Source organism: Caldithrix sp., from assembly GCF_056497305.1.
The window spans coordinates 23869-37251 of the sequence record NZ_JBSMDE010000078.1; the positions used below are offsets into that span (position 1 = coordinate 23869).

Sequence of the window (13383 nt, forward strand, 5' to 3'; positions counted from 1 at the left end):
AAGGACCAAAATTGTAACAATCGTCCAAGTTTTTCACCTCTTTCACGAAACCCCCTTTTTTTCACTTAATAGGTAAATTCCAGGAAGGTTTGATACATAACACGAATATTTTCCAGTGGAACATCCGGGCCGATTTCCCCACTGGCAATCAGCCCCCCATCTGGTGTCCCAAGGTGGTTAAAAAGTTCAATGATGTGCTGACGTACATCATTTGGGCAGCCAAACGGTAAAATATTTTGACTATCAAGCTGTGTTAAAAAACAAATTTTGCCGCTGAACTCACGCCCAATTCTTTCCAGGCCCATAACATTTGCCTGACAGTTCAGCACATCTACCCCTAAATCAAGTAAATCTGGTATGATTTCCAGAATATACCCATCCGAATGAAAATGTACATCCAGCCCATGATGTTTCACCTTCTGGAAAAGGGTTTTGTACACAGGTTTAAAAAAAGAGCGCCATAAGGACGGTTCAATCATCAGGGCCCGTTGTGTGCCCCAGTCATCAGCAAACTGTATTCCGTCATATTCTAAGGCCAGCCATTTATCCAACCAATGCATGGTATATTCTAACAGGTCATCACGCAAGCGCCTTATTTCTTTGCACTGAAAAGCCAGGTCCATCAACAATTGTTCAGGCCCCCGTAACTGCGCCATTCTTTCAAAAAAGGTGATCCAGGCGCCCCGCGCATAATAGTTTTCGTTGTAGCCCGCTTTCTGTCCGCTGTAAAGCCTGGTTTGAGGAAATTCGGCATCTAAATCTGGCCACCGGTAGTTTTTGTAATAAGACCAATCAAATAGAGGGTACTCGACGGGCAATCCACAAAGGCCTTCGGTCTCCACCTGCCATAATGTTCCAAATTCATCTAAATGTTTTCCCCTGCGATACAAAGGAGGTAATTTTTCAGGAGATAGGTCCTCAAGATATGGCCAACCAAAATCTTCAGGCACCTGATCGAGGACTTCTTTCAAAGCCTGCCCGTATTTAAGTTGCGTAGCGGGCAATATGGCGTGCGAAATGGGTACGCGATCTGGACGCTTAAAATGGATGGCCCGTTTTACACGCTCACGGCTTTTCATGATTATCGATCCTTTTTTACTCCTCTAACAAATCATGCCATCTGGAAAGCCTTTATGGCAGAAATTTGCCAGGCCGCATTTCCTGCTCAAGTGATCTGACCTACGTCAGATTGAATCTACATTTGTCAGAACGGATCCGTCCTGAACTGCCCCGGTTACTCAGTAAGATGTTGACCTCTTAATCCCGAACCAACCTGGTTTGTTTTAATAAAAAGCAAACAAATAAAAGGATGCAATCAATGGCAGCAATGTATTTTTCCCTTAATGCTCCCGCTCCTTTTTAATTAGTTTTGAATTGCAGAATGGCGACCACTGGATAATGGTCAGAAATGAACGTCGGCCCCTTTTTCACGGGCAGATAGTAATGTTTTAAAACTTTAAAGTGCGGTGTACAAAAGATGTGATCAATGATCGTCTGGTCCGAATTGTTACCAAAAGCATTGTAAGTTTGTTGACCGCCATAATGTTTTTGGGTACTCAGAAAATAGCTGTCTGCCAGATGCAAGACCCTGTCACTGACCATGAGCCGGTAAACTTTTCCAAACTGGGGGGCATTAAAATCGCCGAGCAGAACAAACGCTTTATTCTGACAAAGCTGTTTTGCCAGGGTCAATATCGTTCTGGCGGCCAGCAAGCGGGCCGTATCGCTTACGTGGGAAAAGTGCGTGTTTCCCACCCATAAATCTTGATCGCTCTGCCGATCGTAAAGCTGGATGAGGGTTAATATCCTGGGTAATTGCGCTCCGGGCCCAATACTGCCCTCTTGCTCAGGATGTTCAGACAACCAGAATGTTCTGGCGGTTTTCAAAAGGAAGCGATCTTTTTTGAAAAAGATGGGCGAAAATTCACCCCCTGTTTTTCCATCCCTGCGCCCTACTCCATAAAAACAATAATCCTGCAAAGCAGAATCTAAAAAGGTTAACTGATGGAACAAAACCTCCTGAAAGCCGATGATCTCTGGTAATTCCCGCTTAAGCGTTTGCATAATAATGGGCGTTCGGTTAGGCCAGGCATTTTCAGCATCGTCAGGATTATCATAGCGAATGTTAAAACTCATTACCTTGAGCCGGGCCTGTTCAGGCTGAGCTCCCACCTGAAAAACCAGGATTAAACAAAAGAACCAAACTATTCGAAACATATTACCTCTCTCCTGGAGCGCTGGTTGCGTGTGTTCTCAAGGATTTTCCCTCTCGGACTGGTAAGGAAAATGTTCGTCAAGCGGCGTACTGGCCAGTTCGATTAAGAATCGACTGATTCGTTCGCAGACCAGGTTGACGTATTGTTCGCCTTTTTGCGCGCTGGCCAGCGAGGGATCTCCCACCGCGCAATGGTCATTCAATTGAGAAAATTGACGGCTGGTGTACACCCAGCCTTTGTTCAGGGCCTCAAATCGAAAAGGACGGGCCAGGCCCGGAGCGGCTTGTTTTAAGTTTACCAATTCAGGAAACAGATGAAGGGCCACTGAAGTCTCCATTTCACCGGCGTGGTCATCCGGTTTGTTAAAGATAGATGAAAATTGATCCTGACCAACCTGCCACCAGTTAACCAAAAACAGGAACACATCGAGTTCGTATTGCAATTGCCGGATCAATGGTTTGAAATCGTTGCCTCCGTGGCCATTGAACAGCACCACTTTTTTAAAACCGTGATGACGCAAACTTTGAACAACATCGGTAATTATAGCATCTAAGGTGGATTGTTTGACGTGCATGACCAGCGGAAAGTCGAGCAGATTGGCATCGACGCCATAGGGCAGTCCCGGCAGTAGCAGTACTTTTTTGGTGGCCTCCCAGGCCGTGGCCACACAGCGCCGGGCAATCATCGACGTGTGTAAAAAGTCCTGACCATAAGGCAGATGACGATTGTGAGCTTCAATAGCCCCAACAGGCAAAACGGCGACTTCGTAAGTGTTCTGTTGTGCATGGTTCAGGTTGATTTGTGTTAAGTCAAAAAGATCGGGCATGGCACTTTCCTGCATTTGCCAATCAAATGGATTTATGATGTTTGATGGTAAATTTCATCGATCACGGCAATGACCAGACTACGCAGGGGCTGGCGTCTTTCAAAGCCCAATTCTTCCGTGGTAGAATTCCCCTCGGACATGACCAGCACCCGGTCGCCTACCCCGGCATCCACCGTATCAACCGCAATAATGGTCTCTTTTTCCGCATTGCCCTGCAAATTAATGGGTTTAACCAGCAACAGCTTTTTGTTCTGATAAGAAGGGTGCTTTTGTGTGGCAACCAGATTGCCAATGACGCGCCCGATGATCATGTTTTTTCCTCCAGTTCCAGATGATCAACAATGCCAACGATGGTCACATCACTGGGAATGTTACGATCGGCAAAAGGCGTGGTGGCATCGCCTCCACCAACCCAGTAAATCAGATCGCCTTCACGGGCACCGACGGTGTCCACCGCAACGACCGGCATTCCCAGAGGCTCATTGCGATCATTAACCGGTTGCATGATGTACAGTGTGGTGCCTTCCAGTTTGGCGTCTTTTACCGATGCCCAGACCTTGCCGATGACTCTGCCCAGCCGCATGTTTTCTACTTTTCTTTTTGTTCTTTATGATGTTTTTTGAATAACACCTTGCCCCCCATTTCCAGCGAATCGACAATGGCCACAATGCTGGTATCGGTTGGCACATTACTCAATTTTTCTGACTGACGCGCCGAACTGCCGCGCACAATGATCACTACTTCGCCCTCCCCGGCCCCAACCGTGTCCAGAGCCACAAAATATCTTCTCGTTTCACTCAAATCCGGCTCCAACAATTGAACCAGCAATAATTTGTACCCCTCCAGCCGATTGGATTTGGCCGTGGCTACCACATGACCTTCAACGCGTGCTAATTCCATCTTTTGTGTCCCTTTGTTTTCCCATTAAATGGAAAATACTCAGTCCTTAAATTGAGTGCAAATATTGTTTTTTCCATGAAAGCACGAGTCCATCGCGCTCAAAAGTCTTTGTTAATTGCCGGATGCTTGCCGTACAGCAGATCATCCATTTTTATGGCCAGATAACGGGCCAGTTGATTGCGTTTAATCAGTTTGCGAACCAGCCCATGCATCGCATTGTCCGGGTGTGAGTAGGGACAGACTTTCATGCAACGGGAACAATCCGTACCAACCGTGCACCAATAACTAAAACAGGCTTCATGATTAATTTTCCAGCGTAAAACGCCATGTTCCCACTGACGATCTTCAAACGGAATGGCTTTACTGGGACAGTTCTCCGCACATTTTTTGCATCTATTACAAAAATCGATGACAGAGGCATCGGGCTGGTAGGCATCGACTTCCACGGGTAAGCTGGTTGTAACCACCCCAATCCGCACACGGGGCCCCAGCCTGGGCGTCATCAGCAAGCCCATGCGCCCAATTTCACCCAGGCCGGCATCCCGGGCCACCAGGGGACAAACGACCAGATAGTTTCCGTCAATGTGGGCGCGGGCCCCGTACCCTAAGCGGCTGATGAACGTAGCCAGTTTAACGGCCAGAGTGCCTGCCCGCAAATATTGATCGGCTGACTCCAGAACCGTTGGGCTCAGCGGGCCACGGTTTACCATGTTTTTGTTCATTTCCACCGTAAAGGCAATCGCAAATGGATGTTCTTTTTTAATTTCTGCGCCATACGGCTCCTGGCGCCCACGATGGCTGTACAAATGGTAATCCTGCAAACGGGTGACCCCAACCGAGTGGGCTCCGGAACGCATCAGCCAATCTTTAATGAAGCGCGTAATCTCCTTACTATCCACCTTGAGCGCTTCCAGGCGAACCGGTGGTTGCACGTTAGGATGAAAATGCTCCACCGTTTCGAAACTGGCTTCTGCAGCATTAAAATACAGGGGATGGTAAAATTTAGCGTTGGGACTCAATAAACCGGGCTTTTGCCGCCATTCATCGTCCAGCGCCCTTTGCTCAGGGTGGTTCTGATAATATTCATGGTAGCGCTTTGTGCCAGGTTGCAGTCGCCGGCGGCTGAACATGATGTCTCGTTCATCATGGCACATCTGCGGCTCAGGCGAAATCCGGATTTTTTTACGCGCCGCATCCATGGGTACAAGAAAGAGAATGAGCACGACGGCAGGCACGACCAGTAAAAAAATCACGACCCAAAAGGGAAATGTAGCGAAAGAGAACGCAATCAGAAAATAGGGTAAGGAAAAGAGGACAGCCATTAAGAAAAATACTTTTGTCGCCCGATCCTCTTTTTCCAACTTGGAAATGAAAGCAGCTACCAGGAATAAGGAAAAAAGAGTAAAGCCCGTCAATAAGAACACAGAACGCAAAATGGATCCTTAATCTTTGTTTAAACGCAGCGCCATTTCCTGAATCACCTGCCAGGCCCGCTCTACATGCGCCTTTTTTAAATAGGTTTGTCCGGTGACCATGCGTAAGTTGAATTGGCCATGAACCCGCGTATGACTTAAAAAGAGCTTCCCTGAAGCATTGACAGCCTGCAACAGGCGTTCATTCAGTTGGTCTAATGTCTGCGCTTCCTCGATACCTGACGGATGGTAACGAAAACACACCAGATTCAGAGTTCGGGGGGCCATGATTTCAAAATCCGGATGATTTCGGATGTTCTGCTCAAGTTCTTTTGCCCATTGCAAATGATTGCGCAAGATTTGACGAATGCCCTGCAAACCAAAACTGCGCATCACAAACCATAGTTTTAAAGCGCGGAATCTCCTGCCCAGCTGAATTCCCCAGTCTCGGTAATCTTTCACTTGCCCCCTGGTGGCCGTTTTCAGATATTCCGGCAAAATGGACATGGTGCGTAGTAGTGCCTCCACATCCCGGACAAAATAGGCGGAACAATCAAAATTGGTAAACATCCACTTGTGCGGATTAAAGACAAAAGTGTCCACCTGTTCAATACCCTCAATCATCCAGCGAAATTCCGGAAGCAATAGCGCCGTTCCGGCAAAAGCCGCATCCACGTGCAGCCACAGGTCATACCTTTTACAAATGGCGGCGATCTCTTTTAAGGGATCAATGGCCGTAGTACCGGTAGTGCCCAGGGTGGCTACCACTGCAACCGGTTTTTTGCCGGCCTTCAAATCGGCCTGAATGGCCTGCTCCAGAGCCTGAGGCTTTAGACGCAACTGATCATCCACAGCCACTTTTACCAGATTTTGCTTACCATAACCGGCCAGCATGACGGCCTTTTCAATGGATGAGTGTGTTTCCGTGGAGCAATAGACGCGCAAATCCGGAAAGCGGGCAAAGCCCCTCTCGTTAATCGTAAAACCACTAAACTTTTCACGGGCTGTTAACAAAGAAACCAGCGTGGAGGTAGAGGCCGTGTCCTGAATTACGCCCTGCCAGCTGGCAGGCAGGCCCATGGCCTGCTTTAACCAATCCATGACCCGTTCTTCCAGTTCCGTGGCTGCCGGAGAGGTTTCCCAGATCATGCATTGGGCGCCCATGGCTGCGGTCAGCATCTCTGCCAGAATGGAAGGAAAACTGGCATTGGCCGGAAAATAGGCAAAAAAATTCGGGCTTTGCCAGTGAGTCATGCCCGGCAGGATGAGCTTCTGGAAATCTTCAAAAATACGTTCAAATTCTTCGGCCTCTTCCGGCGCTTCGTCAGGTAAGCGGTTCAGAAGCTCTCCCGGTTTTACCTGTGATTTTACCGGATATTGTTCAATGTGCTGGTAATAATCGGCCATCCAATCCACTAAGTGATGCGCCCATCCACGGAATGCTTCCCTGTCCATTTCTCTCATTTCCTCTGTTTTTAATTTTTCAGGTGGTCAAAAGTCTCGGCCCGCTTCAAACATTACTTGCGGAAAGGGCCCAGGCGAAGCGCTTCTCTTTGTTCAGGCGTCAAATTGCCAAACTCAAACAGGCAAATGCCGCCGATACCCGCTTCGCGCACCTTTTGAATTTCGTCCAGTAAAATTTCGGCCGAAAATTTTTGATAGGGCCCCAGGCCAACATACGGAAAAACTTCAGGCGGTGCAATCCTTTTCAAATAGCGGGCCTCCTGTTCTACGGTACGAACATCGGGCGTGTAGGACATGGTGAAAATTTCCTGCAGATAATCCTTTTTTAACCACGCCCCCCAGTTTTGCATTTTTATGGAGCGGCTCTCCTTCAAATCAGGAAACACATCGGCCGAGAGTTTAACCTGAGGAAATTTCTGCTGGATTAAGCGGTGTACTCTGCCCACAAAACGATTGACCTGTTTTTCCCTGAACAATTGCCAGTTTTTCCAGACCTCAGGATCGCTTTTCGGATCAATGGATTTGGGATCAAGCAAATAATCTAAGGTGAATTTTTTACGACAATGCGTACAATAACAAAAACCGTCCTGATAGGAATAACTGCCAGGATAACGAATGTAATCCAGCTGCAGGCCATCAATTGCATAACGGCTTAACAGATTTTCGTACACTTCCAGCCAGAACTGCTGCACCTCCTCACGGGCAGGGCAAAAAAAATGATAGCCTTTTTCCACTTCCGAAGCATGTTGCCCGCTAAAAGAGACGGCCAACCATGGCTCTTTATTTTGGACCAGTGGAGACTGCTCCCGACCGACAAAAAAAACCCAAACCCAGGGCACCAGCCTCATATCGTATTTTTTACACAGACGCACCAATTCGCCCAATGGATCCCAACCGACAAATTGCGGATGTTGAAGTAGGTCCGGATGGGCATGAGGATAAATGGCATAGCCCTGGTCAATGGTCTCCGGGCAGATCACATTAAAACCCAGTTCTTTCATCTGGCGCACAGCTTCTTCCAGCTGGCCGGCATTGCTTTCTCTGATGTGGTACCACACGGCGCGCTTTTCATTCTGGCGCACGGGAAAAGTTTGGTAGAACAAACGCTTACTCTGAACCACTAAAGAATCCAGCCTTTGGGCAGAAAACGATGCAGGCTTTTTGATTTTGCTCAGTTGTTGTTCTAACGCTTCCAGCTGCCTTTCCAGATTTTGATAATATGCCTGTTGGGCCGTTTCCTGTTTGTAGCGTTTTACGTTTTCTTCGGCTCGCTTTAGGTAGTAATTGGCCAGAAACACATAAGATCGGGCTTGCACAGAGTACTGCAGACGATTTTGTACAAGGTGGACTTCCACTCCCGGAAACAGATGCTGTGCGATCCAGGACGATTTTGAACCATGGCCCGATATGATGAATCCGTTTTCCGGTATGGCCGAATTATTGCCCCCAACTTTTTGTACAACATGATTTTGTACCACAGCTTCCAGCCCATATTGATTGGTACCGGTGGAGTCGCCATACTTTGGTGTGTAAATGACAAGTTGATTGGCGCCCCTTCCCCCCGGAAAGGTTGTATCCTGTGGATTGATCTTATCAATTTCTATGGTAAAGGATGATTGGGCACAAAGTGTAAAAATCAATACTAAGCCCAGGAACGCTGTTTTCATCGACCATCTCCCGTTTGACTTTTCGGCCTGTTTTAATCTACTGCGATGGTTATGGATTGAATTTTCTGCTCGTTGATGGTTATTTTTCTGACCACGGTGTTCTTGTGGGCCAAAACTTTCAATTCGTATTGCTGGCCGGGTTGCACTTTAAACGTCAGGCGATCATTGACATCATTTTGCTCGCCACGCGAATAGCCGTTTTTAATCCATCTTCCATTCTTCTGTAATTGAACCGGAAAGGCCACCCGTTGTCCGCTGTTTTTGCTGATTACGGTGACGCGCAGCTCAACCAGGCCGTCCTGCGGAATGGCCCTGGCATAGCGATCGGTTACGTCGACGGCATACAGGTAATCTACCGACGGATCAAATAAATCGGGAAATATTAAGGGCGTCTTTTTGTAGGAAACGGCGTAAATGCGATATTGCCAATTGCTTTTGTTGGCCCGGCTGGCTTTTTCTTCAAACCAGGTTTCATCCAGAGGGCCTGGCTCGCCGGCGCCAATGAAATGCCAGCCCTTGTCCCATATTTCGACCCAGGAATGATTTCCACTCTGGTCGTACCACATGGGCACACTGATGAAGCGTGCCGGAATGCCCACAGCACGGCAGGCATCAATTAGTAAAATGGAAAGGCCTGTACAACTGGCCATGCCGGCTTCTATGGATTCAAAGGGGCTCTGATCGGCCTTGGGTCGCCGGGTGGAATAGTGAACGCCTAACATATCCCAGATTTTTGCATTCAGAATAAGGACGGCCTGGCCAGGCGATGAAGCTTCTTTTACCAGCGAAAGGAACTGCTCGTAAAAACGTTTTCGCCAGTCATCGCGTTGCTCGTGCAGATTGGCGTAAGGTAAAACATAGTTTAAAAAGAGGCTGTCCGGTATCTGATCGCCCCAGGGCACCTCGCGGCGTGCCTGATAAGCGTATTTGATGTTTTCGATTAAAAATTCAGGGCTGAGTGATTTTAAATCGCGCTCCGGCATGTAGGCCAGCAAAAAGGTGGCTCCTTCGATTTCCTGATCATCGCAGGCTTTAAGACATTGCAACAAAGCTTGCTGATTTGAACCCGCTTTTTGCAAAGCACGCTGCACAGCCGGCCGATAAGCCGCAGGAACGCGCTGCAATGGCCCCTGGGAACAGGCGTGGAAAAAGAAGAACAGAATGATGAGAAGCCATGGTGAGGAATGGGTCATTTTGGACTCCTGTGTTTAAGGTGAGGGGAAAGGGGAGGGGGAGGAGACCGATTTATCGGTCTTAAAGGCTGGGCATCTGGGGGCGCTGCCGGGGCTGGAGGATGACTGGCCTCTAACGCGTTGCGTATTCCTCGACCAATTTATTGGTCGAGGAATGGCACGCCTTTTGACTTAAGAGCCCGATGAATCATTGAAGATAGTTTTGCTGCTACGCACTGCCTGCCAGAGGTTACCGATTTATCGGTCTGTGCCCTCCCCGCTTTCCACTCTCGTTTCAAATTAAGTTAACCCTTTAACTCCTTCACAATCACATAAGTGGACATAATCAACTCTCATTGCCACTTTTTGTCAAGCCTGATCAACTCCCCTACATTACCACGAAAATAATTCACTCCAAGCGCATAAAGGTGCTTGTAAAAGCCTTGAAGACGGCTTAAAAAATCAAACCAATTTTTCTGCTTTTTAGCCGTCCAGACTACTTCAGCCAGGGCGCACGCTCTGGGAAAGGCCATGTATTCAACTTCGTCTCCTGTTTCAATGTACTCCGTCCATACGTTGCCCTGAGCTCCTAAAATGAATTTGGCTTCGTCGGCGTTCAGTTCTTCTGGAACCGGCTCGTAAAAGTAAACTTTCTGCAAGGTCACAAAGCCACCAATGGCCAGAGGCTCCGTCGCCGGATCAGCTTGATAAAAATTGAGATAGCAATGGCTGGTCGGCGTCATGATCACATCATGATGTTGCTTGGCCGCTGCAATGCCACCTTTAATGCCTCGCCAGCTCATGACAGTGGCCTGCGGAGCCAGCCCTCCTTCTAAAATTTCATCCCAACCAATGATGTAACGGTTTTTTGTCAACAGAAATTTTTCAATCCGCTGGACAAAATAGCTTTGCAACTCATGTTCATCTTTTAATCCCTCAGCTTTAATGCGCGCCTGACACTTAGGGCAGGCTTTCCAGCGATCTTTCGGAACTTCATCCCCACCAATATGGATGTACTTTCCTGGAAACAGCTCCACGACTTCACTTAAAACATCTTCTAAAAATTGAAAAGTCTTCTCATTACCGGCGCAATAAACATCTTTAAAAATCCCCCAACGATCCTCGACCTTGTAGGGCCCTCCGGTACAACCCAATTCCGGGTAGGCCGCCAATGCCGCCGAAGAGTGCCCGGGCATCTCAATCTCTGGCACAATTGTGACAAATCGTTTCTGAGCATATTCCACTATTTCACGTATTTGCTCCTGTGTGTAATACCCACCATAAGGCTGACCATCATAAATGTATGGCTTTTCTGCGCCATGCGTGGTTAGAGTCTGTTTGCGAAACGCGCCCACCTCGGTTAATCTGGGATATTTTTTAATCTCGATCCGCCAACCCTGATCCTCAGTCAGATGCCAATGAAAATAGTTCATCTTCTGTAAGGCAATAAGATCGATGTATTTTTTAATAAACGAAACAGGAAAGAAATGGCGCCCCACATCCAGATGCATGCCCCGATATGGAAAACGCGGACCATCTTCTATCTCCACACAAGGCACTTTCCATTCTACACCTTCAACCAGATCACGGCTCTCAATGGCATAAGGTAATAATTGTCGAAGCGTTTGTAATCCATAAAAGAGTCCCCGGGCATTCCCCGACACAATCTCGACTCTGTCCGGTTCAATGCTCAATTTGTAACTGCCATCAGCGCCTGAAAACTGTTCATCTAAACGCAAAATCAGCGCATGATCAATATCACCATCTGTTTCCTCTGAAAATGCAAAACCGGTGGGCACACCAAATTGCTCATGTACATAATCTGCCACAAGCCTCAGTTGTTTACCCTGCCCGTCAATTACCAGTTTTGTTTCAGGCTGAAATTGAAACACTCCACTCTTTTCAATCAATTTTTGGGGACGTGGAATAATGGAATATCTGGCCGACTCAATTTTTAAATGCGAAGGCCCACCACAATGAATGAAAATAAATAACAAACTTAGGTAAATAAATAAGCGCCGAATCGAAAATGGAAATGCCATGAAAATCTCCTTTGATTTACGTTCTTTCGATTTAAAAACAAACTAATTAAAAATTCAAAAAAGTGAAAATTTTTTTGCGGTATGTTTGCCACCAATTTTAAAACTCATGTAGGATTTATGAAAAATTTTGATCATTACAACAATACGCGACTCAATCACTATCAGTCTGTGGCCGCCTTTAATCCCTCAGATTCAACTCAATTCCCATTCATAATTTTTGACCTGGATCGTATTGACTTTGACTACATTTTGAAGAAGTATCACTCCCTGATCCAGAATTTACGTTTGATTAAAAGACCCGGTGAAAATCGCTGGCCGCCTCAGACCAGACGTTGGTCCGAAATGGCCCTGGCCCAGGATGCGCAGGGAAATGTCCTGCTGATCTTCTGCCGTGCCCCTTTTTCAATGCATCAGTTCAATCAAATCTTACTAAAACTGCCCATCGCTGTGCAGTGCGCCCAACATCTGGAAGGTGGTCCGGAAGCGTCGCTGTTCATCAAATCAGGCAACCGAGAAATACGATTAATGGGCAGCTATGAAACGCAATTTAATGAAAATGACGAAAACCATAAATTCTGGCCTCTGCCCAATGTTCTGGGCATTGCCAAAAGGAGCCCTTTAAAAGATTCTTACCACAAAACATCGTTCCCCTAATAGGTTCAGGCAAATTAAAACTTGCATTGACCGGCCTTGCGGTAAAATGGAAGAATCCTGCCGGTCGTGTTAAAAAACCCCCTAAGCTTTTTATTTGTGTTTGCCTCGAATGTTATTCAATCTTACTTTTTATTTTTAAACTTGAGATCTGAGACAGACTTGTTCCAAATAGGATTTTCGAGATCGACAAAATGAGCTAACTGCGCGGTATCCGTGAGACAGGGATGCTCTAAAACACCAAACTGAAACGAACATCAGGTCGTTTAAATAAATGGTCTCTTAAAAAGACAGACTGCTTTCTCAAGATTTAGATTAATTTTGACAACAATGAATTGAGGTAAACCATGAACGAACATTCAAAAACCCAATGGCTCTATTTGTTATTGGTAGCCTTTACCTTTGTTGCCGGCTATCTGTTTTTACGTACCGCTTACCTGGTGAGTAATGAATTCCCTTTTACACAGGAAATCATTCTGATTTTTCTGGGTACAATTGCGACTATTGTCATTACCGCTTTGTTGCTAAACAAACAAACCGAAGTGGAGCTTAAAAAAGAAGAAAACATCAAATACATTGAACTTAAAACCAATTTTTACGTCCAGTTTCTGGATTATGTTGAGGAAATGCTCGCCAAGCCAACAATCACACAAAAAGACTTCATGCGTTTGCGCGCCTTGACCCACAAATTATCACTGGTATCCAGTGAAAGCTTTTTAGAACGCTATCGTGAGTTTTTGAACGTTTTTATTAAAAGTTCCGAAGATGAGCACTTTTCTGAAATGGACATCAATAAAATTTCTGACGAACTGGCCCGCCTCTGCCTGGAAATTCGCAATGACTTGCTCAGCGAATCTGGTACGCAAAAAATCCCTCTGACCAAACGCGTGACCAAACTAATTATGAACAACACCCGTGTCTTAAAACTAAAGCAGCCCAATACAAACAATTAAAACGAAAAGTTTCGGTGCGCCCTTCATACCCAATCCCCATTTTTCGGTGTAAGGAATCCCTTACTCTCTAAGTAAAAATT

Annotated in this window: 13 protein-coding genes; 2 read left to right on the plus strand and 11 right to left on the minus strand. The window is 46.6% G+C overall.

Annotated elements, in window-relative coordinates; genetic code table 11:
- Positions 1-65: 65 nt before the first annotated feature.
- The 11 genes from ACWB0I_RS06750 to ACWB0I_RS06800 form a co-directional block, all read right to left on the minus strand.
- Positions 66-1079: a uroporphyrinogen decarboxylase family protein gene (locus ACWB0I_RS06750; RefSeq protein WP_479387287.1), complete on the minus strand. Its 1014-nt coding sequence runs from the start codon at positions 1077-1079 to the stop codon at positions 66-68.
- Positions 1080-1359: 280 nt separating this feature from the next.
- The gene (locus ACWB0I_RS06755; RefSeq protein ID WP_479387288.1) at positions 1360-2217 is read right to left on the minus strand and encodes an endonuclease/exonuclease/phosphatase family protein; all 858 of its coding nucleotides are present in this window, start codon (positions 2215-2217) and stop codon (positions 1360-1362) included.
- Between the two features lie 36 nt (positions 2218-2253).
- Positions 2254-3042 (minus strand): creatininase family protein, encoded by a 789-nt coding sequence (locus ACWB0I_RS06760; protein ID WP_479387289.1) that lies wholly within the window; start codon positions 3040-3042, stop codon positions 2254-2256.
- A gap of 32 nt (positions 3043-3074) precedes the next feature.
- Positions 3075-3353, minus strand: a complete 279-nt coding sequence (locus ACWB0I_RS06765; protein ID WP_479387290.1) for a EutN/CcmL family microcompartment protein — start codon at positions 3351-3353, stop codon at positions 3075-3077.
- Positions 3350-3625, minus strand: coding sequence for a EutN/CcmL family microcompartment protein (locus ACWB0I_RS06770; protein WP_479387291.1), 276 nt, complete (start codon positions 3623-3625; stop codon positions 3350-3352). The genes ACWB0I_RS06765 and ACWB0I_RS06770 overlap by 4 nt, the downstream gene beginning before the upstream one ends.
- A gap of 5 nt (positions 3626-3630) precedes the next feature.
- Positions 3631-3942: a EutN/CcmL family microcompartment protein gene (locus tag ACWB0I_RS06775; protein WP_479387292.1), complete on the minus strand. Its 312-nt coding sequence runs from the start codon at positions 3940-3942 to the stop codon at positions 3631-3633.
- Positions 3943-4040: 98 nt separating this feature from the next.
- Positions 4041-5366, minus strand: coding sequence for a 4Fe-4S dicluster domain-containing protein (locus ACWB0I_RS06780; protein ID WP_479387311.1), 1326 nt, complete (start codon positions 5364-5366; stop codon positions 4041-4043).
- Between the two features lie 18 nt (positions 5367-5384).
- The gene (locus ACWB0I_RS06785; protein WP_479387293.1) at positions 5385-6809 is read right to left on the minus strand and encodes a pyridoxal phosphate-dependent decarboxylase family protein; all 1425 of its coding nucleotides are present in this window, start codon (positions 6807-6809) and stop codon (positions 5385-5387) included.
- A gap of 62 nt (positions 6810-6871) precedes the next feature.
- Positions 6872-8485: a glycoside hydrolase family 10-like protein gene (locus ACWB0I_RS06790; RefSeq protein WP_479387294.1), complete on the minus strand. Its 1614-nt coding sequence runs from the start codon at positions 8483-8485 to the stop codon at positions 6872-6874.
- A 32-nt stretch (positions 8486-8517) separates the two neighbouring features.
- The gene (locus ACWB0I_RS06795) at positions 8518-9678 is read right to left on the minus strand and encodes a transglutaminase-like domain-containing protein (protein WP_479387295.1); all 1161 of its coding nucleotides are present in this window, start codon (positions 9676-9678) and stop codon (positions 8518-8520) included.
- A 332-nt stretch (positions 9679-10010) separates the two neighbouring features.
- Positions 10011-11699, minus strand: a complete 1689-nt coding sequence (locus ACWB0I_RS06800; protein ID WP_479387296.1) for a beta-N-acetylhexosaminidase — start codon at positions 11697-11699, stop codon at positions 10011-10013.
- Positions 11700-11816: 117 nt separating this feature from the next.
- Here ACWB0I_RS06800 and ACWB0I_RS06805 point away from each other — a divergent pair, with 117 nt between their 5' ends.
- Positions 11817-12353 carry a phosphodiester glycosidase family protein gene (locus ACWB0I_RS06805; RefSeq protein ID WP_479387297.1) on the plus strand — a complete coding sequence of 179 codons (537 nt, stop codon included), beginning with the start codon at positions 11817-11819 and terminating at the stop codon, positions 12351-12353.
- A gap of 344 nt (positions 12354-12697) precedes the next feature.
- A complete protein-coding gene (locus ACWB0I_RS06810; RefSeq protein WP_479387298.1) occupies positions 12698-13303 on the plus strand; it encodes a hypothetical protein in 606 nt (201 codons plus the stop codon).
- Positions 13304-13383 lie beyond the last annotated feature (80 nt).